The 24,845-nt window shown below is 64.2% G+C and carries 23 protein-coding genes and 1 tRNA gene; 8 read left to right on the top strand and 16 right to left on the bottom strand.

Annotated features, from left to right (window positions below):
* Positions 1 to 75: 75 nt before the first annotated feature.
* Complete coding sequence (locus ACSHT2_RS17125) at positions 76 to 279, top strand: DUF1127 domain-containing protein (RefSeq protein ID WP_440642581.1); 204 nt, start codon at positions 76 to 78, stop codon at positions 277 to 279.
* 67 nt (positions 280 to 346) lie between these two features.
* A complete protein-coding gene (locus ACSHT2_RS17120; protein WP_440642580.1) occupies positions 347 to 970 on the top strand; it encodes an N-acetyltransferase family protein in 624 nt (207 codons plus the stop codon).
* Between the two features lie 248 nt (positions 971 to 1,218).
* Here ACSHT2_RS17120 and ACSHT2_RS17115 read toward each other — a convergent pair whose 3' ends face one another.
* Both ACSHT2_RS17115 and ACSHT2_RS17110 read right to left on the bottom strand, forming a co-directional pair.
* Positions 1,219 to 2,049, bottom strand: coding sequence for an enoyl-CoA hydratase (locus tag ACSHT2_RS17115; protein WP_440642579.1), 831 nt, complete (start codon positions 2,047 to 2,049; stop codon positions 1,219 to 1,221).
* A 228-nt stretch (positions 2,050 to 2,277) separates the two neighbouring features.
* A complete protein-coding gene (locus ACSHT2_RS17110) occupies positions 2,278 to 2,979 on the bottom strand; it encodes an SDR family NAD(P)-dependent oxidoreductase (RefSeq protein ID WP_440642578.1) in 702 nt (233 codons plus the stop codon).
* Positions 2,980 to 3,046: 67 nt separating this feature from the next.
* On the opposite strand from ACSHT2_RS17110, the gene ACSHT2_RS17105 reads away from it, so the two are divergent.
* From ACSHT2_RS17105 to ACSHT2_RS17095, 3 genes are all read left to right on the top strand, one after another.
* Positions 3,047 to 3,208: a hypothetical protein gene (locus ACSHT2_RS17105; protein ID WP_440642577.1), complete on the top strand. Its 162-nt coding sequence runs from the start codon at positions 3,047 to 3,049 to the stop codon at positions 3,206 to 3,208.
* Positions 3,201 to 4,985, top strand: coding sequence for an acyl-CoA dehydrogenase family protein (locus ACSHT2_RS17100; RefSeq protein ID WP_440642576.1), 1,785 nt, complete (start codon positions 3,201 to 3,203; stop codon positions 4,983 to 4,985). The genes ACSHT2_RS17105 and ACSHT2_RS17100 overlap by 8 nt, the downstream gene beginning before the upstream one ends.
* A gap of 172 nt (positions 4,986 to 5,157) precedes the next feature.
* Positions 5,158 to 6,246, top strand: a complete 1,089-nt coding sequence (locus ACSHT2_RS17095) for a Zn-dependent alcohol dehydrogenase (protein WP_440642859.1) — start codon at positions 5,158 to 5,160, stop codon at positions 6,244 to 6,246.
* Positions 6,247 to 6,413: 167 nt separating this feature from the next.
* On the opposite strand, the gene ACSHT2_RS17090 is transcribed toward ACSHT2_RS17095, so the two are convergent.
* From ACSHT2_RS17090 to ACSHT2_RS17060, 7 genes are all read right to left on the bottom strand, one after another.
* Entirely contained in the window at positions 6,414 to 7,886 is a 1,473-nt protein-coding gene (locus ACSHT2_RS17090; RefSeq protein WP_440642575.1) for an amidase, read from the bottom strand.
* Positions 7,887 to 7,981: 95 nt separating this feature from the next.
* Positions 7,982 to 8,953, bottom strand: coding sequence for an iron exporter MbfA (gene mbfA / locus ACSHT2_RS17085; protein ID WP_440642574.1), 972 nt, complete (start codon positions 8,951 to 8,953; stop codon positions 7,982 to 7,984).
* Between the two features lie 66 nt (positions 8,954 to 9,019).
* Complete coding sequence (locus ACSHT2_RS17080; protein ID WP_440642573.1) at positions 9,020 to 10,168, bottom strand: alpha/beta fold hydrolase; 1,149 nt, start codon at positions 10,166 to 10,168, stop codon at positions 9,020 to 9,022.
* Positions 10,169 to 10,294: 126 nt separating this feature from the next.
* On the bottom strand, positions 10,295 to 11,164 hold the full coding sequence (locus ACSHT2_RS17075) for an MBL fold metallo-hydrolase (RefSeq protein ID WP_440642572.1): 870 nt from the start codon (positions 11,162 to 11,164) through the stop codon (positions 10,295 to 10,297).
* A gap of 16 nt (positions 11,165 to 11,180) precedes the next feature.
* Positions 11,181 to 11,792 carry a glutathione S-transferase family protein gene (locus ACSHT2_RS17070; protein WP_271527008.1) on the bottom strand — a complete coding sequence of 204 codons (612 nt, stop codon included), beginning with the start codon at positions 11,790 to 11,792 and terminating at the stop codon, positions 11,181 to 11,183.
* A gap of 112 nt (positions 11,793 to 11,904) precedes the next feature.
* On the bottom strand, positions 11,905 to 12,747 hold the full coding sequence (locus ACSHT2_RS17065) for a fumarylacetoacetate hydrolase family protein (RefSeq protein WP_271527007.1): 843 nt from the start codon (positions 12,745 to 12,747) through the stop codon (positions 11,905 to 11,907).
* A gap of 85 nt (positions 12,748 to 12,832) precedes the next feature.
* Positions 12,833 to 13,681: an MBL fold metallo-hydrolase gene (locus tag ACSHT2_RS17060; RefSeq protein ID WP_440642571.1), complete on the bottom strand. Its 849-nt coding sequence runs from the start codon at positions 13,679 to 13,681 to the stop codon at positions 12,833 to 12,835.
* Between the two features lie 110 nt (positions 13,682 to 13,791).
* Here ACSHT2_RS17060 and ACSHT2_RS17055 point away from each other — a divergent pair, with 110 nt between their 5' ends.
* Positions 13,792 to 14,268, top strand: coding sequence for a DUF3775 domain-containing protein (locus ACSHT2_RS17055; RefSeq protein ID WP_271527005.1), 477 nt, complete (start codon positions 13,792 to 13,794; stop codon positions 14,266 to 14,268).
* Between the two features lie 218 nt (positions 14,269 to 14,486).
* On the opposite strand, the gene ACSHT2_RS17050 is transcribed toward ACSHT2_RS17055, so the two are convergent.
* Entirely contained in the window at positions 14,487 to 15,269 is a 783-nt protein-coding gene (locus ACSHT2_RS17050) for an SDR family oxidoreductase (RefSeq protein ID WP_440642570.1), read from the bottom strand.
* A 125-nt stretch (positions 15,270 to 15,394) separates the two neighbouring features.
* A complete protein-coding gene (locus tag ACSHT2_RS17045) occupies positions 15,395 to 15,907 on the bottom strand; it encodes a CvpA family protein (RefSeq protein WP_440642569.1) in 513 nt (170 codons plus the stop codon).
* A gap of 143 nt (positions 15,908 to 16,050) precedes the next feature.
* On the opposite strand from ACSHT2_RS17045, the gene ACSHT2_RS17040 reads away from it, so the two are divergent.
* The gene (locus ACSHT2_RS17040) at positions 16,051 to 16,812 is read left to right on the top strand and encodes an SDR family oxidoreductase (protein ID WP_440642568.1); all 762 of its coding nucleotides are present in this window, start codon (positions 16,051 to 16,053) and stop codon (positions 16,810 to 16,812) included.
* Between the two features lie 118 nt (positions 16,813 to 16,930).
* Here the strand turns inward: ACSHT2_RS17040 and ACSHT2_RS17035 are convergent, their stop codons facing one another.
* Complete coding sequence (locus tag ACSHT2_RS17035; protein WP_440642567.1) at positions 16,931 to 18,529, bottom strand: GMC family oxidoreductase; 1,599 nt, start codon at positions 18,527 to 18,529, stop codon at positions 16,931 to 16,933.
* Positions 18,530 to 18,659: 130 nt separating this feature from the next.
* Positions 18,660 to 20,036: a coniferyl aldehyde dehydrogenase gene (locus tag ACSHT2_RS17030; protein WP_440642858.1), complete on the bottom strand. Its 1,377-nt coding sequence runs from the start codon at positions 20,034 to 20,036 to the stop codon at positions 18,660 to 18,662.
* Between the two features lie 365 nt (positions 20,037 to 20,401).
* Here ACSHT2_RS17030 and ACSHT2_RS17025 point away from each other — a divergent pair.
* A tRNA-Met gene (locus tag ACSHT2_RS17025) sits at positions 20,402 to 20,478 on the top strand.
* Between the two features lie 246 nt (positions 20,479 to 20,724).
* On the opposite strand, the gene ACSHT2_RS17020 is transcribed toward ACSHT2_RS17025, so the two are convergent.
* The 3 genes from ACSHT2_RS17020 to ACSHT2_RS17010 form a co-directional block, all read right to left on the bottom strand.
* Positions 20,725 to 22,296, bottom strand: a complete 1,572-nt coding sequence (locus ACSHT2_RS17020) for an MDR family MFS transporter (protein WP_440642566.1) — start codon at positions 22,294 to 22,296, stop codon at positions 20,725 to 20,727.
* Positions 22,293 to 23,459, bottom strand: coding sequence for an HlyD family secretion protein (locus ACSHT2_RS17015; RefSeq protein ID WP_440642565.1), 1,167 nt, complete (start codon positions 23,457 to 23,459; stop codon positions 22,293 to 22,295). The genes ACSHT2_RS17020 and ACSHT2_RS17015 overlap by 4 nt, the downstream gene beginning before the upstream one ends.
* A 194-nt stretch (positions 23,460 to 23,653) precedes the next feature.
* Positions 23,654 to 24,595 (bottom strand): helix-turn-helix domain-containing protein, encoded by a 942-nt coding sequence (locus tag ACSHT2_RS17010; RefSeq protein WP_440642564.1) that lies wholly within the window; start codon positions 24,593 to 24,595, stop codon positions 23,654 to 23,656.
* Positions 24,596 to 24,845 lie beyond the last annotated feature (250 nt).

Here is a 24,845-nt window from a genome sequence, read left to right as displayed (position 1 = left end):
GAGGTACAAATTGTCGTTTGTCGCAGCGCGGTAGGAAGCAGATATTAGCGGTCAACTTAGCTCCAGGAGCTGAAAATGTCTACTTTGACTGACAATTTGATGACAAATCATCATGCATCCGGCCTGATCCAGCAGATCGGCGAGACGCTTCACGTCTGGCACGAGCGCTACCGTAACAGGCGCGAGCTGACCAACTGGACCGCCCGCGACCTCCATGACGTCGGGCTGTCCTGGTCCGACGTCGCCTACGAGGCCGACAAACCCTTCTGGCGGGCCTGATCGGCCGCCAGGCCGGCGCCGCCTGACTGTGGGGCGCCGGCGGTCCCTTTTCCGCACGGCATGTGTCATGAGCATCCTTCGCCTCGAAGACCTGAAGCAATATTCGGATAGGCTGCGCACCCGCGACGGCACGGCGCTCAACGTTCGCTTCGTCGAGCCGCGCGACACCGACGAACTCCAGCACTATTTCCGCTCGCTCTCGACCCGCTCCCGCTACAACCGTTTCTTCGGGGCGATCAGCGAGCTGCCGCAGGGCCTGCTGCACGACTTCCTTCAGGTCGGCGAGGGCGAGCGCTTCACGATCGTTGCGACCATGATGGTCGACGGCTTCGAGACCATCGTGGCCGAAGCGCGCTACGCCTTCCATGCCGAGACCGCGGCTCTCGAGTTCGGCCTGTCGGTCGACGACCGCTGGCAGGGCCGCGGTATCGCCACCGCGCTGATGAAGAACCTCGAATGCCGCGCCGCCGCGCTTCGAGCCGAGCACATGTTCGGCGACACGCTGCGTTCCAACGAGGCGATGGTCTCGCTCGCGCGCAAATCCGGCTTCGCTTTCGTCAACCATCCCGACGACTGGAAGCTGGTGCGTTTCGACAAGGAGATCAGCGTCGCGCCCAGAGACATTCCCTGCGCAAGCTGGCGCCTCGCCGTCCTTTCCCGTCAGGCCGACAGCCCCTCAGCCTCGGCCTGACACCACTGCAGCCCGGCCTGGCCAAGCCAGAGCCGGGCATTTTTTTGCAGTCGATGTCGTCCTTGCTTCCTCCCCGCCGTCATTCCGGGGCGCGCGTAGCGCGAACTATGATGCGCAATTGCGCATCAGAGAATCCATTTCACCGCACGTTCTGTCGCCAAATGGATTCCGGGTTCGATGCTCCGGGCCGCGCTTTGCGCAGTCCGTCGCATCGCCCCGGAATGACGACAAGATTCGATCTGGAACGCCTACTTCCCCGTGAACACCGCCTTGCGCTTCTCGATGAAGGCCTGCACCGCCTCCTTGTGATCCGCTGTCGTGGTCAGGCGGATCAGTCGTTCGGCCTCGTGGTCGCGCGCCGTTTCGAAATCGAACAGCACGGCCTCGTCCAGATTGTCCTTCATGTAGCGCAGCGCCAGGCGCGGGCCTTCGGCGAGCGATCTGGCCAGCGCGAAGGCCTCGGTCTGCAGCTTGTCATCAGGTACCACGCGGTTGACGAGGCCGATGGCTTCGCAACGCGCCGCATCGATGCGATCGCCGGTGAACATCAGCTCGCGCGCCCGCGCGGTGCCGACGAGCCGGGTGAGCAGCCAGGCGATGCCGTAGTCGCCGCTGAGCGCGATGCGGGCATAGCCGGTCGCAACGAAGGCGGATTGCGCGGCGATGCGGATATCGCAGGCCATGGCGATGGCGAGCCCGGCGCCGACCGCGGGGCCTGGCAATGCTGCGATGGTCGGCTTGCGCACCGACACCAGCGCGCCGGTCAGCAGCCGCTGCCGCTCCTGAAGGTCGGCAACCTTGTCGTCAAAGGACATGTCGAGCTTTGACTTGTCGCGATGCGCGCCCATGCCCTTGACGTTGCCGCCGGCGCAGAACGCTTCGCCCGCGCCGGTGAGTAGCAGTGCGCCGACACCGGGATCCTCGCCGCAGGTCCGGATCATCGTGCGCAGTGCCGGCGTCAGGTTATCGGATAGCGAATTGCGCGCCTCCGGCCGGTTCAGCGTGATGATCGCGACGCGGTCGCGGATGACGCAGAGGAGTTCGTTCGTGCCCGTATCGATGGTGGTTTCCGTGGTCATGTTGCCTCTCTTTCGTCATTGCGGGCAAAGCGAAGCAATCCAGCCTCTATGCTCCTCATCCTGAGGAGCGCGGAACGCGCGTCTCGAAGGATGAAGGCCCGGACCGTGGCCTCGCCCTTCGAGACGCGCGCCACTGGCGCGCTCCTCAGGGTGAGGGTCTACCTTCTGGATTGCTTTGCTTCGCTCGCAATGACGGCTGTTGTGACGCTATTGCCTCAAACTATTGCCTCAAAACTTCTCGACCCAGGGCCGCAGCTCCAGCTCCCAGCTCCAGGCGCTGCGCGGCTGCTGCAGCACGCTCCAGTAGCTCTCTGCGATCGCGTCGGGATCGAGCATCGAATCCGGCTTGTCCGCCGGTTCGGTTCGCGCCGCGCTCTTGATGCCGCCGTCGATGACGAAATGTGCGACATGGATGCCCTGTGGGGATAGCTCGCGCGCCATGCTCTGCGCGAGTCCGCGCAGCGCGAACTTGCCCATCGCGAACGGGGTCGACTGCGCATAGCCCTTGACGCTGGCGGAGGCGCCGGTGAACAGGATCGCGCCGTACTTGTTCGGCAGCATGCGCTTGGCCGCCTGCTGTGCGACCAGGAAGCCGCCATAGGCGCTGACCGCAATCGCCTGCGCGACGTCGGCCGGAACGAGCTCGACGAATGGCCCGCGCGTGCGGCCGCTGGCATTGTAGACGACGAGGTCGGGCGTTCCGATCTCGCGCTCGACGAGGCCGAACAGCCGTTCCACCTCGTCGGGCTCGGTGGCGTTGCAGGCATAGGCCTTGGCCCCTGTCTCGCTGCAGAGCGCGCCGAGCTTTTCGATCTTTCGTGCGGCGAGCGCGACGCGGATGCCCTGGGCGGAGAGCAGCCGCGCCAGCGAGGCGCTCAGGCCTTCGCCGGCACCGACGATGAGGGCGATCTTGTATTTCGGATGTTCCATGGCGTGATCTCTCGGAAGCAGGAGCCGCTGATCTATGCATGGGCTGTGCGAAGAACCAGCCGGGACGATGACAGTTCCGCAGAGCGAATTGCTCCTCCACGGCGATCATGCCTCCCTGACAATTTGCGGCTTTATCGCTGTCCGCGACTGGAGCATGATCGACATCATCTCAAGCGGCAAGCGCAAAGAATTGCCGTCGGACGGAAACGAAGAGGACGATCATGCATAAGCCGGTCACAGCGCAGCCACAAAATGTCGCGGCCGCACCATCCGGCCTGCTGGCGCCCGATACGTCAGGCATGAATTTCTACCGCGCCGATCCGGCGCTCGCCGATCTCCTGCGCATCCATCTGCCGGACACGCTGTTCCGTCATATCGAGCCGCATCTCGACCGCCTCGGCGAGCTCGCCGGCGGCCATCTCGACGAATGTGCGCGGCTCGCGGACCGGCACACGCCCATTCTGCACCAGCGCGACAAGTTCGGCCGCGATGTGCAGTGGATCGAATACCACCCGGCCTATCGCGAACTGGAGAACGCTGCGTTCGGCGAATTCGGCATCCACGCGCTCTCGATCCGCAAGGGCATCATGGGCTGGCGGGACAAATATCCCGTCGTGGCCAAGCACGCCTTCACCTTCCTGTTCAACCAGACCGAGTTCGGCATGGGCTGCCCGATCAACGTCACCGACGGCTGCGCCAAGCTGCTGGCAAACTTCGGCAGCGAGGCGCTGAAGGCAAGATATCTCGACGGCTTGACCTCGACCGACATGAGCAAGCTGACGCAAGGCGGCCAGTTCATGACCGAGAAGGAGGGCGGCTCCGACGTCGGCACGCTGACCACCCGTGCGGTGCAGGAGGGCGACCATTGGCGTCTCTACGGCGAGAAGTGGTTCTGCTCGAACGCGGACGCGAAGGTCGTGATGCTGCTGGCGCGCCCCGAAGGCGCCGGCCCCGGCACGCGCGGCGTCGGCCTGTTCCTGATGCCGCGCTTCCTCGACGACGGTTCGCAGAACCACTACCGGATCGTGCGTCTCAAGGACAAGCTCGGCACGCGTTCGATGGCGTCAGGCGAGATCAAGCTCGAAGGCGCGATCGCCTACGCCGTCGGCAAGCTCGACCGCGGCTTCGTGCAGATGGCCGAGATGGTCAACTCGTCGCGACTCTCCAACGGCGTCAAATCCACCGCGCTGATGCGCCGCGCCTATCATGACGCGATGACGGTAGCGACAAACCGCGTGGTGTTTGGTCAGCGCATCATCGACCTGCCGCTCGGACGGCGGCAGATGCTGAAGATCATGCTGCCGGTCGAGCAGGCGCTGTCGATGAGCTTTCTCACCGCCGATGCGCTCGATCGCGCCGAAGCCGGCAGCCAGGATGCGGCGGCGCTCCTGCGCATCCTCACCCCGACGCTGAAATTCCGTGCCACGCGCGATGCGCGAAAGGTCTGCGGCGATGCGCTCGAGATGCGCGGCGGCATCGGCTATATCGAGGAATTCGCCACCGCCCGCCTGCTGCGCGACGCGCATCTCGGCTCGGTCTGGGAGGGCACCGGCAACATCGTGGCGATCGATGCGCTGCGACGTGCGGTCGGCCGTCACGGCGCGGAGTCCGCGCTCGCAGCCGATCTGCACGCCCGGCTCGATGACAGCGCCTCCGTGCCGCAGGCCTGGCGCGATCGTCTGCGCGGGCTCACCGATCGCGCCGTCGGCTTCGCGCGCGAGGTCGCAAGCAAGTCCGAGAACGAGGCGGATGCGCGCCGCGCCACCAGCCTGCTCTATCATGTCGCCAGCGCGGTCGCGTTCGCCTGGGAGGCGCATCGCATCCACGAAATGCGCGGCGATGCGCGCCGCTTGCTGCTGTCACGCCTCGTCATCGATCATCGGGTGTTGCCGAGCGATCCGTTCCGGCTGACGGAAAATGCCGCGCAAGCGAAGATCGCCGCATTGCTGCTCGGCGATCGATCGGCGAGCATGAGCGAGGTTGGCGAACTGGTTCTGCCAGCGTAGGCTCTCCCTTCACCTCTCCCATCGGGAGAGGTCGATGTGCGCAGCAAATCGGGTGAGGGGCTCAGGTCCCGCGAGGGAGCATAACCCCTCACCCGACGCTTCGCGCCGACCTCTCCCGATGGGAGAGGTGGAGCCCCGCATGCAACGAAATCATAACAACGAGGAAACACCGATGAAGGCCGCCGTCCTCTATGAAGTCAACCAGCCGCTCGTCATCGAGGACATCAGCCTGCCGAAGCCCGGCCCGCGCGAGGTGCTGATCCGCACGGCGGTCGCGGGCCTCTGCCACTCCGACCTGCATTTCATGGAAGGGCTCTATCCGCATCCGCTGCCGGCGGTGCTCGGCCACGAATCCGCCGGCGTGGTCGAGCAGGTCGGCTCGGACGTCACCTACGTCAAGCCGGGCGACCACGTCGTCACCTGCTTGTCCGTGTTCTGCGGCACCTGCGACAACTGCACCACCGGCCGCACCGTGCTCTGCACCGACACCACGGTGAAGATGCTGCCGGGCGTCTCCAACCGGATGCAATGGTCGAAGCCGGAAAAGCTGCACCAGTTCCTGAACCTCTCCTCCTTTGCGGAGCAGATGCTGGTGCACGAGAACGCCATCGTCAAAATCAGGAAGGAGATGCCGCTCGATCTCGCCGCGCTGATCGGCTGCGGCGTCATCACCGGCTACGGCGCGGTGGTGAATACGGCGAAGGTGACGGCCGGCGAGACCGTGGCGGTGATCGGCTGCGGCGGCGTCGGCATGGCCGCGATCAACGGCGCGCAGATCGCCGGCGCCGGCCGCATCATCGCCATCGACACCAATCCGGCGAAGCTCCAGCTCGCGACCAAGCTGGGCGCGACCGATATCATCAACCCGGCGGATGGTGACGTCGTGAAGCAGGTGCGCGACCTCACCAACGGCGGGGTGCATCATTCCTTCGAGGTGCTCGGCCGCAAGGAGACCGCCGAGCAGGCGTTCGGCATGCTCGCCTCCGGCGGCACCGCCACCATCGTCGGCATGATCCCGTTCGGCCAGAAGATCGAGCTGCACGGCTTCGACTTCCTGCGCGAGCGCAAGATCCAGGGCTCGTCGATGGGCTCCAACCATTTTCGCGTGGACATGCCGCGTCTGGTCGACTTCTACCTGCGCGGCCGCCTGCACCTCGAGGACTGGATCTCGGCCAAGCTGAAGCTGAGCGAGATCAACGAGGGCTTTGCCAACATGAAAGCCGGCAAGACGCTGCGCAGCGTGATCATGTTCGATAGCTAGCGGCCGTCACGGTGTCATCGCCCGGCTTGACCGGGCGATCCAGTACGCCGCGGCGGGACTTGTGTGAATGAACTACCGCCGCGGCGTACTGGATGCCCCGGTCAAGCCGGGGCATGACAGCGGAGTGTGAGGACGGCTTGCCCTAACTCACCGCGACAAGTGACGCATCAATCGTCGAACATCTTCGGCGGAACGAACCCGCCGAACTCGCGCTCGATCAGCTCGGCGAGCTTCAGCGGCGTACGATCCTCCAGCCACGGGCCGACGATCTGCACGCCGACCGGCAGGCCATCGGGCGCAAAGCCGGTCGGGATCGCGGTGGAGGGCAGGCCGGGCAGGGTCGCGATGCCCGGCCAGGCGAGCTGGTCGGGATAGACATGCTCCTTGCCGTCGATCGTGATGCGGCGCGTTTCCTGGTCCGGCGAGTGGTCGTGCGGAAAGGCCGGCGTCGGCATCAGCGGGCAGATCACCGCATCAAAGGTCCTGAACAGCTCGCGCCATTGCGCGCGCAGCCGCGTGCGCCCGTGGTTCGCCGCTTGCCAGTCGCGATGGCTGAGCGCAATGCCGCGCAGCCGCTCTGCGGCTAGGCTGGTGTCGCTCTCCGGCAGCGCGGCTGCAGCCGCCTTGGCGCCGGCGTAGATGTCGGGCGCGAAGGTCGCGCCGAGGAACGACATCAGCATGCGCATATAGAGCCGCGAGGATGCTGCGAAATCCGGCAGCAGCGGGCTGCTGCGCTCGATCCTCACGCCGACCCTTGCGAGGTTGTCGGCGAGCCTGTCGATGGTCCCGCGTACCACGGCGTCGGTCGGCAGCACCGGATCGGTGTCGATCACCAACACGCGGAAATCGCTAAAAGCGCTATGCCGGGCCGGCGGCAGCTCGAGCCGGTAGGCGATGCCGGCATCGATCGGATCCGGCCCGGCCATCACGTCGAGCGCGAGCGAGAGATCGGCCGCGCTGCGCGCCATCGGGCCGATTACCGAGAGGTCGCGCTCGAACGGCAGAGGCGGGAGCGGCGGCGGCGTGTGTCCGCGCATGGCGACGAGGTTGAAGGTCGGCTTGTGGGCATAGATGCCGCAATGGAAGGCCGGCACGCGCAGCGAGCCGCCGATGTCCGAGCCGATCGAGAGCGGGCCATAACCTGCGGCGAGCGCCGCCGATGAGCCGCCGGATGAGCCGCCGGGCGTGCGGCCGAGATCGTAGGGGTTGTTGGTGGTGCCGTAGATGTCATTATAGCTCTGCCAGTCGCCGAGTCCGAGCGGCACGTTGGTCTTGCCGATCACGATCGAACCGGCGTCCTTCACCCGCGTCACCGGCAGCGCGTCTTCCTTGGCAATGAAATCCTTCTGCGCGGGAATGCCCCAGGTCGTCGGCAGGCCTGCGATGTTGTAGGATTCCTTCACGGTGATCGGAAGCCCGAGCAGAGGTTTCCGCTCGCCGCGCGCCAATGCTGCGTCCGCCTCGCGTGCCGCGCCGAGCGCGCGGTCGAAATCCCGCACACAGATCGCATTGATCTTGCCATCGTGACGTTCGATGCGGCCGATCGCATCCTGCGTGAGCTCGACCGCCGAGACCTTCTTTGCGGTCAGCGCGGCCGACAGCTCGACCGCACTCTTGAAACTCCATTCCGACTTGGCCACGCGAATGCTCCTGCTATCATTGCCAGAGGATGATGCGCAGTTTGGCCGAACGTCGCAACCGCCGTTTGATCGCGATTGCCATGCACTGTCGAAGCCTATGCAGCCCCGATCAATATGCCCACGGCCAGCACGATGGCGCCGCCCAGCACGATCTGGAACACCGCCTGGAGGAACGGGGTGTCCATGTAGCGCGAGCGGATGAAGGCGATCGCCCACAACTCGAAGAACACGACGACACAGGCGATGGCGGTCGCGATCCAGAACGCGTTGGCCCAGCTGTCCGGTACCAGATAGGGCGCGGTGTGGCCGAGCCCGCCGAGCGTCGTCATCGCGCCACAGGTAACGCCGCGCAGCCAGGGCGAGCCGCGCCCGGTCAGCGAGCCGTCATCGGACAGCGCTTCCGCAAATCCCATGCTGATGCCGGCGCCGATCGAGGCGGCGAGGCCGACCAGAAACGTCTGCCAGTTCTGATGCGTGGCAAAGGCCGCCGCAAACAGCGGCGCCAGAGTGGAGACCGATCCGTCCATCAGGCCGGCAAGACCCGGCTGCACATATTGCAGCACGAACATCCGCCGGCGCGTGCGGTCCTCCTCGGCACGCACGTCGGGCTTCAGGATCTCATCCGTGAGTTTCGCGGCCGTATGCTCATGAGCCTTCTCGGCCTCGGCGAGGTCGCCGAGCAGCCGGCGCACGTTGACGTCCTCGGCCTGCTCGGCGGCCTTGACGTAGAAGCGCTCGGCCTCGAGCTCCATGGTCTCGACTTCCTTCCGGATCGTGTCGAGCGGCAGGTTCTTGGTCAGCCAGATCGGGCGACGGCGCAGGAAGCCCTTGACGTTCTCGCGGCGGATCGGCGGCAAATGCTGGCCGAAGCGCTGCTCGTAGGTTTCCAGCAGCATGTGACGATGGCCGCGCTCTTCCTCGGCCATCTGCTCGAACAGCTTTGCCGAGTCCGGATAGCGCTCCTTCAGATCCTCGGCGAAGGTCATGTAGATCCGGCTGTCCTCCTCCTCGGAGGAGATCGCAACCGCCAGCACCTCGCGCTCGGTCAGATCGGCAAAATTCTTCACGGCAGCCTGTCTTCCAAGTTTAGAATAATTCTAAACTATATAGGATGCCGTGGTTCCCCGGTCAAATCAGCTGCCGCCAGCTTTCGCCAGGAAGTCGAGCAGCAACCGGCTGACCTCGGCGGGCTGCTCCTGCTGGACCCAGTGGCCGGCGCCGTCGACGAGATGGCAGCCGAGCATTCTGGTGCAGGCGCGCGCCTGCATCGCCTCGAAAACGCCGGGCCGCTGGTAGGTGCCCCAATCCTGCTTGCCCGAGATGAAGCAGGACGGCACGTCGATGCTGCGACCCGCGAACAGCTGCAGCTCGTTGTTGAACGGGCCTGACGTGCCGCAGCGATACCATTGCAGGCCGCCCTGGAATCCGGTGCGGCCATATTCGGCGCTGTAATAGGCGAGATCGCGGTCCGGCAGCCAGTGATTGGCGGCGACCGCGGCCGGCGACGGCATCTCCTTTGCGACCGTCTCGGCCATGGTCTCGTTCAGGTCCATCACGTAATAAGTCGGCAGCTTCGCCAGCTCATGCGCCGACCACGATTGCAGCGGATAGGGCTTGTTGTCGGTCCAGTCCGCGCTCTTGTGATGATAATAGGCGCGCAGGAAATCATGCACGCCTTGTGGCGCGCGGTGCATGTCGGCGTTTGCCTCGCGCGTCGAGTAGTACCATTGATAGTGTTTTCGCGGCCGCGGCAGCGCGGCAAGCTCGCGATGAACGGGGTCTTCGGCCGCAGGCTTAGCAGGCATGTCGACGGTGCCAAACGGCAGCGGCGGCGGTCCGCCGAACGGCGCGCTCATCATCGTCACCGACCGAAACACGTCGGGCCGGATCAAGGCGCACCAGGCCGCGACCGGGCTGCCGAAATCATGCCCGACCACATCGACCTGCCTGTAGCCGAACGCCGACACCAGGGCGAGCGCGTCACGCACGAGGTTGAAGAGCGAGAAGGACGCGAGATCGCCGTCGAACTCCGCACTCCATCCCGTCGTGCGCCCATAGCCGCGCTGGTCCGGCGCGATCACGTGGTAGCCGGCCGCAGCTAGCGCCGGCATCACCTTTCGCCAGGAGAACGCCAGCTCCGGAAAGCCGTGCAGCAGCAGGATGCAGCGCCGCCCCTTGGTCTCGAAGCCGGCCTCGAGCACATGCATGCGCAAGCCGTTGATGCCGTCGATGGTGCGTGAGCGGATGCCGGCCGGGAGGGGAATGTCGGGCAGATCAGGCATGTTGTTTCCTCGTCATGGCCGGGCTTGTCCCGGCCATCCACGTTCTTCGTGATCGATGGATTGTAAGAGCGTGGATGCCCGGGACAAGCCCGGGCATGACGGGAGGAAGCAGGAAGACCGCTTGCGCTAGACCGCCGCGCAAACGAATCCGCTGCCCTTGCGCCTGATCTTTCCGACCGACGGCGAGGGGAAATGCGCGGTGCAGCACAGCGTCTCGGTGTCGCAATAGCGATCGAGGAAGCTGCGGCGCGTCGTGGCTGCCTTGGCCGGATCGACATCGAACTTGATTGACAGCTCCGGATAGAGCGTCTGCAGCGGCGAGTGCATGAGGTCGCCGGAGAACACCGCATCGTCCTTGCTGCGGCCCATCGTAATGGCGATATGGCCCGGCGTGTGGCCGGGCGTCGGCAGGATGCGGACATGGTCGCCGATCTGATGATCGTTGCCGACGAGCTCGTGGCGCCCCGCCTCGACCACCGGCAGCACGCTGTCGGCGAAAGGCGGGACTTCCGTCTTCGCGTTCTGCGCGGACCAGTGATCGAATTCCTGCTTGGCGAACAGATAGCGCGCCCTCGGGAAGGTCGGCACCCAGCGGCCGTTCTCGAGCCGCGTGTTCCAGCCGACGTGATCGACATGCAGATGCGTGCACATCACGAAGTCGATGTCGTCCACCGAGACGCCGGCGGCTTTGAGCCCGCGCATATAGGTATCGTCGGTCTTCATGTGCCATTTCGGCCGCTGTGGCCGCGGCTTGTCGTTGCCGATGCAGCTGTCGATCAGGATGGTGTGGTGCGGCGTCTTCACGATGTAGGACTGGAAGCACAGCAGCAGCACGTCCTGCTCGTCCAGCGCTCTGGCCTGCCGCATCCACGCCCGATTCTCGGCCAGCACCTCCGCGGTCAGTCCCGGCAGCATTTCCAGCGCCGGGACGAAGGAGGTCTCCTGCTCGATGATGCGATGGATGGTGAGATCGCCGACTGAGAACTTCAGGCTCATGAGAACTCTCGCAGATTTACGCGGCCGGCGGCACCGAGATCTTGACCGAGGGCCGCGCCAGCATCCTCTGGTGGAAGGCGTCGAGCTTCGGATAGGCCTTGCGCCAGCCGCAATCGGCGAAGCGGAAGTCGGCATAGCCGAGCACGCAAACGAGGCCGATCTGCGAGATGTCGAACGGACCGTTCAGGACGTCGGGCATGTTCTCGAAGCGCGCCATGCCGGTCCAGGCCCGGTTCCAATGGTCGTCCGACCAGGCCTGCCATTGCAGGCCCTGCGGCCGCACCATCTTCTCGTAGCGGCACAGCAGCATGGAATCGAGCATGCCGTTGATCAGCGAATGGTTGGTCTTGGCCTTCCAGCGTCGCGGGCCGTAATCCGGGATCAGGCTGCCGCCGGCCATCTCGTTGAGATATTCGACGATGACGTAGGAATCCAGGATCACGTCGCCGTCATTGGTGATCAGCACCGGCAGCTTCTTCAGCGGCGTAATGCGCGAATAATCCTCGTTGGCCGTGCCCGGCGTCACGGCCGCAGGCACGAACTCGATCTTGTCGATCAGCCCGAGCTCGATCGCGGCAATGCGCACCTTGCGGGCGAAGGGCGAGGCGGGGGAGAAGGTGAGCTTCATTTTGGATCCTTGTTGTCATTCCGGGGCGATGCGAAGCATCGAACCCGGAATCTCGAGATTCCGGGTCCGGCGCTTACGCGCCGTCCCGGAATGACGAAGAGAGAATCACGGCTTACGCCGCGATGATCTCCTGGCGCTGCTCGCCGAGGCCTTCGATGCCGAGCGTGACGACGTCGCCGACATTGAGGAAGGTCGGCGGCTTCATGCCGAGGCCGACGCCGGGCGGGGTGCCGGTGGTGATGATGTCGCCGGGCAGCAGCGTCATGAACTGCGAGACATAGGAGATGCACTTGGCCATCGAGAAGATCATGGTCTTGGTCGAGCCGGTCTGGCGGCGCTGGCCATTGACGTCGAGCCACATCGACAGGTTCTGCACGTCCTTGATCTCGTCCTTGGTCGCGAGCCATGGACCGAGCGGGCCGAACGTGTCGTGCGACTTGCCCTTGGTCCACTGGCCCAGGCGCTCGATCTGGAATGCGCGCTCGGAGACGTCGTTGCAGACGCAATAGCCGGCGACATGGTTCAGCGCGTCGGCTTCCGACACGTATTTTGCGCGGGTGCCGATGATGGCGGCGATCTCGACCTCCCAGTCGAGCTTGGTCGAGCCGCGCGGCTTCTCGACCGGATCGTTCGGACCCGACAGCGAGGTGTTGGCCTTCATGAAGATGATCGGCTCGCTCGGAATATCGGCGCCCGTCTCCTTGGCATGGTCGCTGTAGTTGAGGCCGATCGCCACGAATTTCGAGATGCCGGTGACGGGCGCGCCGAACCGCGGCTTGCCGGAAACGGCGGGCAGCGAGGCGGGATCGAGCGCCGCCAGCTTCTTCAGGGACTCGGGCGAATAGGCCTCGCCGGTGAGATCCTTCACATGCGCCGACAGGTCGCGCAATTGGCCGGATTTGTCGATCAGACCGGGCTTTTCCGCACCCTTCTCGCCATAACGAACAAGCTTCATTCTCGTTTCTCCCTGGAGATTGGACCGATCGGTTAATAGCTTCATGGAACAGGGCGGCAGGAAATTCAACCGCCCAAAACAGAGGTCACCCCAGCGCTACGAACCTGAACGCGTCCCCCTCCCGCCTGATATGCCCGGCCGAAAAATGTCCGCCGATCACCAGCGTCGGCGTATCGGCAAAGCGGCCGAACAGCGCTGCCCGCGTTGCGGCCGATTGCGCCTGGTCGGAATCGGCGGTCGAGGACCAGTCGAGATGCGCCATCTGGCAGGGGTGATGGGCGACATCGCCGGTGAGCAGCGCCTGTTCGCCGTCCGACTGGATGAGGACGCTCATATGGCCGGGACTGTGGCCGGGGGTCGGGATCATGCTGATCTCCTCGCAGAGCCGGTGGTCGCTCGGGATCAAATCGGCCCTGTCGGCATCGACGATCGGCTGCACGGAATCGCCGAACACGGCCTGCTTGTCCGGCTCCGTCGAATGGTCGCGCCAGTATTCGTATTCGGTCCTGCCGAAAACGTAGCGCGCCTTCGGGAAGGTCGGCACCCATTTGCCGCCGGACAGTTTCGTATTCCAGCCGACGTGATCGACATGAAGATGCGTGCACAGCACGGTGTCGATGCTGTCGGGCGCAAAGCCGGCCGCCGTCATGGTCTCCAGGAACGGCGTGCTGCGGTTGTTCCAGGTCGGGACGTTGCGGCCCTGCTTGTCGTTGCCGAGGCCGGTATCGACCACGATGCGCCTGCCGGGCGTCTCCACCACCAGCGAATGGATCGACATTTTCAGCCGGCCTTCTTCGGTGGCGAAATGCGGGATCAGCCAGGGCAGCTTGCAAATTTCCTCATTGCTCGCGAGCGGCAGGATGAAACGGGTCGAACCGACCGTCTCCAATTCCACCACTTTGGTGATTTTGACCTTGCCCACCTGCCACTGCATCCGGCACCTTCCCAGCTTCTTTTGGTGCCGAAACATGCGGTCTTCCGCCGTCAAGCGCAATGGATCATCTGACGCGATGCGGCGTTATCGCGGGAACCCTGGAGAGAGCCATGCCGGAGCTTACGATTTCCGCCGAGAAGGTCGCCTTCATCATCGAGAAGGCGCGTGAATTCGACGTCAAGGAGGGGGATTCCGATCCGGATTCCGGCTCGAACCCGAGCGACGACGGTTCGGTCGATGTCCTCGAGGACGATGGCTCCGACCCCGTCGTCAACGAGCTCGGAAGCTTCATGATCGCCTTGAACGAGGACGAGCAGGTCGATCTCGTCGCGCTGACCTGGCTTGGTCGCGGCGACGGCACGATCGATGATTGGGACGATCTGCGCGCCCGCGCCGTGGAGGCGCGCGGTGAGTATCGCAGCCCGCGCCGCGAAACGGTGCACTATCTGCTCGGCGAGCCGATGCTGGGCGACCTGCTCGCCAACGGGCTCGAGGAATTCGGCGTCGACTGGACCGGCGAGCGCCTCACCGCCGATTCCTCCGACCCCAGCGAGCGGGACGAGGACGAGCCAACGAAGCAGCGGTGATGGTCATGCCCAGGCTTGTCCCAGGCATCCACGTTCTTCGTAACTGCGGCAAGTCGTGGATGGCCGGGACAAGCCCGGCCATGACGATGCGGAAGCTTCAGCGCCTCGCAATCGCGGCTAAAGCGCGATGCGATTAGGATGAATCGTCACCGCGCTTTAGGTTGTTGTTTAAGCATGATCTTTTCGGAAAACCGCTGCGCACTTTTCCGGATCATGCTTTACAGCGTGCCCGGGAACGCACCGCCGTCCAGCAAAATGTTCTGCCCGGTGATGAAGCCGGCCTTGGAGCCGCACAGGAAGGCGCAGGCATAGCCGAACTCGTCGGGCTGGCCGAAGCGTCCGGCGGGGTTCTGCTTGGCGCGCTCGGCCAGGATCTGCTCTGGCGTGACACCGCGCTTGTCGGCCTCGGCCTTGGCGGTGCCGGTGAGCCGATCGGTCTCGAACGGGCCCGGCAAGAGGCCATTGATGGTGACGTTGTTGATCACCGTCTTGCGGGAGAGGCCGGCGATGAAGCCGGTGAGGCCGGCACGCGCGCCGTTGGAGAGGCCGAGGATGTCGATCGGCGCCTTCACCGCAGCCGAGGTGATGTTGACGATGCGGCCGAACTTGCGCGCCATCATGCCGTCCACCGTCGCCTTGATCAGTTCGATCGGGGTCAGCATGTTGGCGTCGATCGCCTTGATCCAGTCGTCGCGGGTCCAGTTGCGGAAATCGCCGGGCGGCGGGCCGCCGGCATTGTTGATCAGGATATCGGGCTCCGGGCAGGCCTTCAGCACCGCCTCGCGGCCCGCAGGCGTCGTGATGTCGCCGACGATCTCGGTGACCGTGACATCGGGATAGGCCTTGCGGATCTCATCGGCCGTTTTCTTCAGGGCTTCGGCACCGCGCGCGGTCAGCGTGACATGAACGCCGGCGTCCGCCAGCGAGATGGCGCAGGCGCGGCCGAGACCCTTGCTGGATGCGCAGACGATGGCGCGGCGACCCTTGATCCCAAGATCCACTGTTTCACTCCGTAATATCAGCTAGGTTTGGACGGCGGCACTCTAGCCAACTGTGGCGCCGCTGGTAAGGGACGGGCTCGCACCAAAATGCATGCGCGTCCACGCTGCGATGCAAATGTGCTTCATCAGATGCGCCGCTCCTGCTTGAGTCGGTCGATGGCGGAGGTCGCCTCCGGCGGCAGCGACTTGAAGCCCATCTGGCCGGCGGCCGAGAACAGCGGCCGCAGATGCGAGCCGGCGAGGAAAGGTGGCTGGCGGTTGGCCGGCACGATCTGGTCGAACACCAGCACCAGCGTGGTGGCGACGAGGCCGACCCTGATGGCACCGAGCGCGGCGCCGCCGAGCCGGTCGCCGATGCCCGCCTCGCCGATGGTGTCGTTCAGCGCGATGCGGCCGATATGGCCGAACAGCATGCCCACCACCAAGAAGATCGCAAAGAACCAGATCCAGTTCTGGAGCAGCGGCGAGTTTGCATTGCCGGCAATCTGCGGTGCGATCATCGGCATCAGCGCAACCGCGATCGGCGCGGCGAGAAGATAGGCGAGGATGGTCATGGCGCTGCGCAGCAGGCCGGTCCTGAAGCCGAAGCCGACCGCGACGGCGAGCGCGGCATAGACGGCGAGATCGAAACTGTTCATGAGCGAAACCCTGCCTATGGAACGAATGAACGCCGAACCGATCATTCCGGTTTCAGATCGTTAAAATCGTCTGTATTGATGGCCCCAAAGCTCGCGGGATCGCGCCCAAGGAAATCGGTAAGGAAATCGGCAAGGAAGTCGTCATGTCAGACCTATTCGACGTCAGTAAAGAAACCATCCTCGTCACGGGCGCGAGCCAGGGGCTGGGCCGGCAATTTGCACGGGTGCTGGCGGCGCATGGCGCATCGGTCGCGCTCGCCGCGCGGCAGGCCGACAAGCTGAAGAGCCTCGAGGAGGAGATCCGCGGCAAGGGCGGCCTCGCGGCAGCGGTCGCGCTCGATGTCACCGACACCGCCTCGATCGCCAAGGCTGTCGACGCCGTCGAAGCCGCGCTCGGCCCCGTCACCGTGCTGATCAACAATGCCGGCATCGCCATCGAGAAGCTCGCGACCGAGCAGACCGAGGCGGACTGGGACGCGGTGATCGGCGCCAATCTGAAGGGCGCCTATTTCCTCGCGACGGAGATCGCCCGCCGCATGATTGCGCGCAAGCAGGAAGGCAACATCGTCAACATCGCCTCCGTGCTCGGCACCGGCGTGCTCAAGGCGGTCTCGCCCTACGCGATCTCCAAGGCCGGCATCATCCAGGCGACGAAAGCGATGGCGCTGGAGCTGGCGGGGCAGAACATCCGCATCAACGCGCTCGCGCCGGGCTATATCGACACCGAAATGAACCATGCGTTCTGGTCGACGCCGGCCGGCGAACGCCTCGCCAAACGCATCCCCCAGCGCCGCGTCGGCGCCGAGTCCGATCTCGACGGCGCCATCCTGCTGCTGGCGTCGAAGGCCTCGCGCTACATGACGGGGAGCGTCATTACCGTCGACGGTGGTTTTCTGTTGAATTGAATTCCGCTGTCGTCCCGGATCTGCGCTTACGCTTGTCCGGGACGACAGCGGAGAGTGCGGCAGCAGTTTGCCCTTCGCAGCACGACAGTGGAGAGCGAGGCGGCAGCGTCGCCTAACTCTACCGCATCTCCGCCTTGATCATGTCCGCCGCCTTCTCCCCGATCATGATCGTCGGCGCATTGGTGTTGCCGCCGATCAGCGTCGGCATGATCGAGGCGTCGACGACGCGCAGGGCCTCGAGCCCGTGCACCTTCAACGCCGGATCGACCACGGCCATCGCGTCCGTCCCCATCTTGCAGGTGCCGACGGGGTGATAGACGGTGTCGACGCGTTCGCGCAGCACGGCGCGGATGTCGTCGTCGCTGCGCACGTTCGCGGTGAACATGTCCCTGGTTTGGAGTGCGCGCAGCGCCGGCGTCTCCATCAGGCGGCGCGTGGTCTTGAAGCCCGCGACCATGGTCTCGAGATCGTCCTCGTGCCCAAGGAAGTTCGGGTCGATCAGCGGCGCCTGCATCGCATCAAAGCTGGCGAGCGAAACGCTGCCGCGGCTCTTCGGCCGGAGCAGGCAGACATGGCAGGAGAAGCCGGTACCCTTATGGCGCTTGCGGCCGTGGTCGTCGACCATCGCCATGCCGAAATGCAATTGAATGTCGGGAATGTCGAGATCGGGTCGCGTCTTCAGGAAGCCGCCGCATTCGGCGAAATTGGAGGTGAGGGGACCGCGGCGCTCCCGCCGATATTGCAGGATGGCGCGGATCAGCCGCGGCATGCCCTTGAGCGAGATGCCGGAGAAATAGGGACTGTCGGACATGTAGCCGAAGATGAAGTCGGGATGGTCCTGCAGGTTCTGTCCGACGCCCGGCAGATGATGCACGTTTGCGATGCCGTGCGCGCGAAGCGCGGCGGCGTCGCCGATGCCCGACAGCATCAGGAGCTGCGGCGACTGGAACGCACCGGCGGCCAGGATCACCTCACGCCGCGCGCGGAGTTGCTTCAAGTCCTTGCCCTGGCGGTATTCGACGCCGACCGCGCGCCTGCCCTCGAACAGGATGCGCGTGGCATGCGCCTGCGTCACGACGCGCAGGTTCGCGCGCCTGCCCATGTGCGGATGGACATAGGCCCGCGCCGCGCTCCAGCGCTCGCCGTTCTTCTGCGTCACCTGGTAGATGCCGAGGCCCTCATGGTCTTCGGCGTTGAAATCCGCGCGGATGCGGAATTGCCCCTCCTGCGCCGCCTGCAGGAAGATCTGCTGCACCGGATTGCCGGAGCGTAGTTTGTTGACGAAGAGCGGACCGTCCTTGCCGTGATATTCGCCGTCGAAATCGGCGTTGCTCTCCGACCGTTTGAAATAGGGCAGCACGTCGGCATAGGCCCAGCCGGTGTTGCCGAGCGAAGCCCAGTGGTCGTAGTCGGCGCGGTGGCCGCGGATATAGACCATGGCGTTAATCGCCGACGAGCCGCCGAGGCCCTTGCCGCGCGGCTGATAGCCGATGCGGCCGTTCAGCCCCTTCTGCGGCACGGTGTTGAAGGCCCAGTTGTTGACGTTGCCCGCGACCATCAGCACCAGCGCGCCCGGCGTGGTCACGACCCAGTTGTCGCAAGGCCCGCCGGCATCGAGCAGCGCCACGGATGTCGCCGCATCCTCCGACAGCCGGCCCGCGACCGTGCAGCCGCCCGAGCCCGCGCCCACGACGACGAAATCGAATGTGTCGGTCAATGTTGTTTCCCCCCTTTATCGTCATTCCGGGGCGCGACGCAGTCGCGAACCCGGAATCCATCGATCAGCATGACGTGCTGCGAAATGGATTCCGGGTTCGATGCTTCGCATCGCCCCGGAATGACGAGCCCTACGACATGAACCGCATCAGCTTCTCCAGCCGCGCGATCTTGCCGCCATAGGGCGGATAGAGATCGGCGAGGCGGTTGAACCTGGAGCGATAGAACACCGGCTTCAGCTTGCTGAACGTCCTGAAACCCCATTCGCCGTGATAGGCGCCGGTGCCGGAGGCGCCGACGCCGCCCATCGGCTGGTTGATCTGCGTAAAGTGGAACAGGCAGTCGTTGATCGTGACGCCGCCGGAGACGGTGCGCGCCAGCACCTCGTCGCGCGCGCTCTGGTCGCTGCCGAACCAGTATAGCGCCAGCGGCCGGTCGCGCCGGTTGACGAAAGCGATGGCCTCCGCCGGCTGGCGAGTGCCGAGCACCGGCAGCACCGGGCCAAAGATCTCCTCCTGCATCGCCGCCATCGTTTCGGTCGCACCAGCGATCAGCGTCGGCGGGAATTTGCGGTGCGCCTTCCAGTTGGGATCGTCGGGCTTTGCCGGTTGCAGGATCTTTGCGCCGTGCTGGGCTGCGTCCGCGACCAGGCCCTCGAGCCGGGCATAGTGCCGGTCGGAGATGATCGACGTGTAGTCCTTGTTGGCGGGATCGGTGCCGAACATGCGCCGCATCTGCGCGCGGACCTTCTCGGCGAAGGCCTGCACCGAATTCTCCGGCACCAGCACGTAGTCGGGCGCGATGCAGGTCTGCCCGGCATTGAGCAGCTTTCCATAGGCGATGCGCTCGGCGGCTTCGTCGAGATCGGCCGAGGCGTCGATGATCGCGGGCGACTTGCCGCCCAGCTCGAGCGTGACAGGCGTCAGATTGCGTCCCGCGGCCTCGGCGACCAGCCGCCCGACCCGCGTCGAGCCGGTGAACACGAGATGATCGAACGGCAGGCTCGCAAAGCCCTTGGCGACCTCGTCCTCGACGCCGGTGACGAGCACCTCAGCGCCGTCGAACCGCTGCGCGACCGTCTCCTGGAGCAGCGCCGAGAAGTGCGGGACAAGCTCGCTCGGCTTGATGATGACGCGGTTGCCGGCGGCGATCGCGCCGATCGCGGGCGCGAGCGTGAGCTGGAGCGGGTAATTCCACGGCGCGATGATGCCGACGACACCGAGCGGCTGCGGCATCAGCCGGTTGCGCGCGGGCAGGAATTGCAGCGCGGTCGCGACGCGCTGCGGCGTCATCCAGGCCTTGAGGTGCTTGGTGGCATGCCGGATCTCGGAGAACACCAGCATGGTCTCGGCGATGGTGGTCTCGACCGCGCAGCGGTGGCCGAAATCGGCCGAGATCGCCTGCCGGAAGCGCTCCTCGTTGTCGGCGACCACCGCGCGCAGCCGCGCCAGCCGGTCGAGCCGCTGGGCGAGGTCAGGCGCCGGCTCGTCCCGCGACCGTGCGCGCATGGCATGGAAGGCCTCTTCGAGGGCCCGCAGCGGAGCGTTCGTCAGGGATTTGTCCACGGCGTTCCTCCCTCCAGGCGTTTCAGCCTTAATCTTGTTGCCGCAAGCTGGCCCTTTGTGGAACTTCTGGCAAGAGCGCGCGGAACGCAGCGGAAATCGGTCGATCCCCCTGTCATAAAGTCGAAAAAAACGTTCCCGCAGCCCTTTCCAAAGCCAGCCCGCCTTGATACATACGCCCCGCACCCGATGGGCTTTGCCCCGGGGTCGCCTTCCAAGGAAGCCTTTGGGACGGAAGAGCAAGCCACGCGAACAGCGCCGGCCTCAACCGACCGTCCCCGGGATTTTCGCAAAGGCACGCAACAGTTTAACGCGGGGTGGAGCAGCCCGGTAGCTCGTCAGGCTCATAACCTGAAGGTCATAGGTTCAAATCCTATCCCCGCAACCAAATTGTTATCGCTCACGCTCCGTCCCGGTCTAACGGCCGGGACGGATTTGATTTTCTGGGAAACCGGGGACCGGGCGACGGAGCAGGTCCAGCTTGTGTGTCGGATCGTTTCTTTCCCGAAGACGGACCTGGATGCCGAGGGTGGAATTCGTGCATATCCCCCACGGCTCGTGTCTCGCCTCTCAGCCGCAAACCGGCGGTTCGTTGTGCTCCTTGAAGCCGTCGCTGAAGATAGCGCTCAATCGCTCATCCGGCAGGAGCCCGCTTGTTCATCGGCGATCTTGTGAGCGCCACGGCAAGCACGGCAGTTAGTAACACAACTGCTATCGAATAGAACGCGTCTGAATAGGCCATTATCGTTGCCTGCTGCTTGACAAGTTCGCCGAGCAGGATCTCGGCTTGCTGATAGGAGCGCGCCGGATCTGGCACGCCATGGGGCAAGAAGTACTGCTGCATCCGGATCAGGAAAGACTGGTCGATCGGATTGAACGAAGTCACCGCTTGTCCGATGATGTTGGAGTGGAACTGCTCGCGTTTCGTGATGACTGTGGCCAGCCCGGCCGTTCCAATAGCGCCGCCCAGACTGCGAAGCATATTGAACAGGCCAGACGCCGCCGCCGATTCATCCTGCTTTATGTGCGCCATCGCGATGCTCGATAAGGGGGCGACGAGGAGCGATTGGCCGACCGCGCGCACCAGGTTGGTCAACATCAACTGCGGCCCGGAATCGTTGATGCTCAGATGGGTATTCATGACGCAGCTCGCTGCGAACACGATCAGTCCGGCGCAGACGACCACGCGCACATCGAAGTACTTGAGGATAAGCGGTACAAAAGGAATGATGACGAGCTGCGGGAAGCCTGACCAGGCGAGCACAAGCCCGATCTGTTCGGCATTATAGCCTTGGACGGAATCGAGATAGGCCGGCAACACATAGACCGATCCGAACAAGCCGAATCCGACGAGTGTGTTGGCGAGTGTGCCGAGGCCAAAATTGCGCTTCGCAAGCAGGCGAAGCCGCACGGCGGGCTTGTCGCTTCTTAGCTCGATGACCGCGAACACCGTCAACATGACGGCCGCGACGATGGCGAGATGCGCGATGTAGGGAGAGCCGAACCAGTCATCCTTGTTGCCCTCGTCGAGCACGGTCTGAAAGCAGGCAAGCCCTATTGCCAACGAGCCTATGCCGTACCAGTCGCCCTCCTTGAGAAGGTGCAACTGCATCGGCGTGTGGTCGAGGCTCGGGAATAGCAAGGCGAGCATCACGGAGCCGGGGATAAGATTGATGAAGAAGATGTATTGCCAGCCAAAGTGCTCGGTGAGATAGCCCCCGATGGTCGGCCCAATGGCCGGACCGAAGGTGGCTGTGACCGCGAATATCGCCAGCCCGATCGGGCGTTGTCCGGAAGGGAGCTTGGTAAGCAGGATGGTGAATGCCATCGGAATCATGACGCCACCCGTGAAGCCCTGCAGCGCGCGGGTGACGATCATGGTGCCGAGGCTGTCGGCAAAGGCACAACTGACCGAGAAAGTCAGGAAAAGCGTCACGTTGGTCAGCAGGAATCGGCGGAATCCGAACACGCGACTGAGATAGTCGGTCAGCGGAATCATGATGATCTCGCCGATCAGGTAAGACGTCGATATCCACGCGCCGTTGTCGATCCCCGTGCCGATTCCTCCTTCGATTTCCGCAAGCGATGAATTGACGATCTGGATGTCCAGCACGGCGATCAGCGCCCCGAGCATGCAGCCATAGACGGCGATCCAGGTCCGCAGTGACGCGCGCTCGGTGTCCCGATCGTCGATCGCGCCGCTCATCGCTGCGATCCCTGAGGCGTGGCGCCGCGCCTTGTGTCGATTGTCGCAGTCACCGACATGCCGGGACGCAGCATGCCGGCGAGCGGGTCGCTCGGGTCAACGGCGATCTTGACCGGAATGCGCTGAACAATCTTCGTGAAATTGCCGGTGGCATTGTCGGGCGGCAGCAGAGCGAACTCCTGTCCGCTGGCAGGCGCCAGGCTGTCGACCCGGCCGCGAACTCGTTTCCCGGGAAACGCGTCGACGTCCAGGACGACGGGCTGCCCGGCGCGCACCTCGGCCAGCTGGGTTTCCTTGTAGTTCGCCACAACGTAGATCTTCGCGAGCGGGACGATGGCGAGAAGCTGGGTGCCTGGCTGAACGTACTGGCCAAGCCGCAGCGTGCGATCGCCAATGACGCCATCAACCGGCGAGGTGATCGTGGTGTATCCGAGATTGATCCGTGCCTGCTGCAATGCCGCTTCGTTTCGCTTGAGTGTCGCCCTGGCCTGCGCCAGTTGAGCATTCAGGGTCTCGATCTGCTTTTTGGCGGCATCAAGCGCGGCCTGGTCCTTGGCGACGACCGCCGTCGCGGTATCGATCTGCGAGGCCGCCTGCTGTGCGTCCTGGACCGAGCCGTAGCCGTCGTCTGCGAGCTTGCCGTAACGTTGACTGTTCTCTTTCGCGAACAGCTCCTGTGCCTTGTCCGCATCGATCGTCGCCTCGACTTGGCGAATCACGGCCCGCTGCTGGGCGATCTCGGCCTCGATGGTCGCGATCCCGGCGGTGGCCTGCTCGACGCCAGCGGCCGCCTGTTCGACAGCTGCCTCGTAGTCGCGTTGGTCGATGACGGCCAAGACCTGTCCGATCTTCACATGCTGATTATCGTCAACGAACAATGATGCGATATTCCCGGCAACCTGCGATGCGATCGAAACGACATCGGCTTGCACATAGGCATCGTCTGTGGCGGCTTCGAAGCGCCAATGCGTCCAATACCTCCAACCAGTATAGGTCCCGCCGCAAACCGCCGTGATCGCCAGGATCACAGGCAGCAAGTGTCTCAGCAACGGACGCGCCCGCTCTGTGGACGCCCTGCCGAGATGTTCGGATGCCCCAGTTGCAGCGTCTCCGGGAGGCGGGGCGCGCCCTTCCGTTTCAATGCTCGTCGCGGTGGAGGTCATTGCTCCCGAGCCCTTTCAGGATGATTCAGGCATCATTGTTCAGAGCGCCGGCATTGCGTCTTCTTGAGTGCGCGACCTATTGCGAGATCGCATGGCGAATTCGCCGCATATCGGCAAGTGCGGATTGCGCGAGGCGGCGGTCGGAGCGGCGTTCGGCAATTTTGGGTCACTCTCCGCTGTCATACGGAAGTGCGCTACACGGGTCCGGAAGCGGCCGTGCTCCTCGACCGCGTTCGCCAATGAGCAGGGGTCTCACCGGTGATTTCTTTGAACACGGCCGAGAAATGTGCCTGAGTGCAAAATCCGACCGCGAGCGCGATTTGGACCAAAGGCGCCTCCGTATTCAGCAGCGTCTTCGCGTGTTCGACCCGTTGAGCCAGCAGATATTCGTGGGGGCGGTATCCCGTCGCGGCCCGGAACTGTGCGGCAAAATGCATACGGGAAAGTCCGGCAACTCGAGCCAGCTCCGGGAGCCTTATCGACCGACGAAAATTCTGTTTGACGTGGTCTTGGACGCGCCGAAGCCGCCAATTTGCCAAGGCTCCGACCCTGGTGCGTGGAAATTCGAGGCGCGCGAGCCGCATCGCCAGCGTTTGTCCGATGCAGCGGGCGAACGGCTCGTCGACCGGTTCGCCGCGTCCGAGCAGCGGTCGGGTGAGCTGTCCTGCGAACATGTCGCGAAGCAGAATAAGGTCATTCAGATGCTGAGTTGGGCGACGCTGCGCAATTGGTAGCCGATCTGTAAAGTACGAGTCTGGAACGTGGAAATGCAGGAAGTCGCAGGGCGCATCGAAGCGTGCGGCGAGCCGTTTTGAAGGAGCGCTGACATACAGCGTGCTTTCCGGCATGACGCCCTCGAAGATTGTTCGCTGTTCTCCTGTCAACTTGATGCGCGTCGTCCTCAATGCCACGCCAATGAAGTAGCGATCATCAGGGGTGACCGCCTCCTCGGTACGAGACGCGGTTCGGAGATCGAGCCAGCGCGAAATGGTGATGTCCTGGGCCAGGGACGCACCGTTTTGTTCCGGCCTGCGCCACGCCCGCTCCTCCAAAGGATATCCTCGCGGATGTCTCTTGTCGCACAACGCGGGGTGATGACCGTGTTTTGGGGGGACCGCATGCATGTCGTCGCGCATCCTGGCTCTCCTCTGTTCGCTCGTACTTGCGATACCGAGTGGATTTAGCCTGCACTTGCTTCGGAAGGCGCGTTAGCTCCTCTTAAGAAATGTTGGATTCCGCTAAATCGAATGCTGCGACCGTCCGCCGCAGGCGTAACGTTTGGGTAACTCACACAGAACAGGACTTTCCAATATCCGAGTTCAATCAGTTGCTTGCGACGATGAATAGTGGCACGCGCGTGATGGCCGCCAAGGCATGGAACGCGAA

The organism is Bradyrhizobium sp. PUT101, assembly GCF_052043945.1.
Classification (GTDB): domain Bacteria; phylum Pseudomonadota; class Alphaproteobacteria; order Rhizobiales; family Xanthobacteraceae; genus Bradyrhizobium.
This window is presented reverse-complemented; position numbering and strand designations above follow the sequence as displayed.

Bases quoted from the DNA above. Each gene is read 5' to 3' on its own strand.
- ACSHT2_RS17010 (WP_440642564.1), bottom strand. From the start codon at position 24,595: ATGCGCGACGACATGCATGCGGTCCCCCCAAAACACGGTCATCACCCC.
- ACSHT2_RS17060 (WP_440642571.1), bottom strand. From the start codon at position 13,681: ATGCAGTGGCAGGTGGGCAAGGTCAAAATCACCAAAGTGGTGGAATTG.
- ACSHT2_RS17045 (WP_440642569.1), bottom strand. From the start codon at position 15,907: ATGAACAGTTTCGATCTCGCCGTCTATGCCGCGCTCGCCGTCGCGGTC.
- ACSHT2_RS17120 (WP_440642580.1), top strand. From the start codon at position 347: ATGAGCATCCTTCGCCTCGAAGACCTGAAGCAATATTCGGATAGGCTG.
- ACSHT2_RS17105 (WP_440642577.1), top strand. From the start codon at position 3,047: ATGACAGTTCCGCAGAGCGAATTGCTCCTCCACGGCGATCATGCCTCC.
- ACSHT2_RS17040 (WP_440642568.1), top strand. From the start codon at position 16,051: ATGTCAGACCTATTCGACGTCAGTAAAGAAACCATCCTCGTCACGGGC.
- ACSHT2_RS17055 (WP_271527005.1), top strand. From the start codon at position 13,792: ATGCCGGAGCTTACGATTTCCGCCGAGAAGGTCGCCTTCATCATCGAG.
- ACSHT2_RS17070 (WP_271527008.1), bottom strand. From the start codon at position 11,792: ATGAAGCTCACCTTCTCCCCCGCCTCGCCCTTCGCCCGCAAGGTGCGC.
- ACSHT2_RS17095 (WP_440642859.1), top strand. From the start codon at position 5,158: ATGAAGGCCGCCGTCCTCTATGAAGTCAACCAGCCGCTCGTCATCGAG.
- ACSHT2_RS17020 (WP_440642566.1), bottom strand. From the start codon at position 22,296: ATGAGCGGCGCGATCGACGATCGGGACACCGAGCGCGCGTCACTGCGG.
- ACSHT2_RS17065 (WP_271527007.1), bottom strand. From the start codon at position 12,747: ATGAAGCTTGTTCGTTATGGCGAGAAGGGTGCGGAAAAGCCCGGTCTG.
- ACSHT2_RS17080 (WP_440642573.1), bottom strand. From the start codon at position 10,168: ATGCCTGATCTGCCCGACATTCCCCTCCCGGCCGGCATCCGCTCACGC.
- ACSHT2_RS17030 (WP_440642858.1), bottom strand. From the start codon at position 20,036: ATGCGCGCACGGTCGCGGGACGAGCCGGCGCCTGACCTCGCCCAGCGG.
- ACSHT2_RS17110 (WP_440642578.1), bottom strand. From the start codon at position 2,979: ATGGAACATCCGAAATACAAGATCGCCCTCATCGTCGGTGCCGGCGAA.
- ACSHT2_RS17075 (WP_440642572.1), bottom strand. From the start codon at position 11,164: ATGAGCCTGAAGTTCTCAGTCGGCGATCTCACCATCCATCGCATCATC.
- ACSHT2_RS17100 (WP_440642576.1), top strand. From the start codon at position 3,201: ATGCATAAGCCGGTCACAGCGCAGCCACAAAATGTCGCGGCCGCACCA.
- ACSHT2_RS17115 (WP_440642579.1), bottom strand. From the start codon at position 2,049: ATGACCACGGAAACCACCATCGATACGGGCACGAACGAACTCCTCTGC.
- ACSHT2_RS17015 (WP_440642565.1), bottom strand. From the start codon at position 23,459: ATGACCTCCACCGCGACGAGCATTGAAACGGAAGGGCGCGCCCCGCCT.
- ACSHT2_RS17125 (WP_440642581.1), top strand. From the start codon at position 76: ATGTCTACTTTGACTGACAATTTGATGACAAATCATCATGCATCCGGC.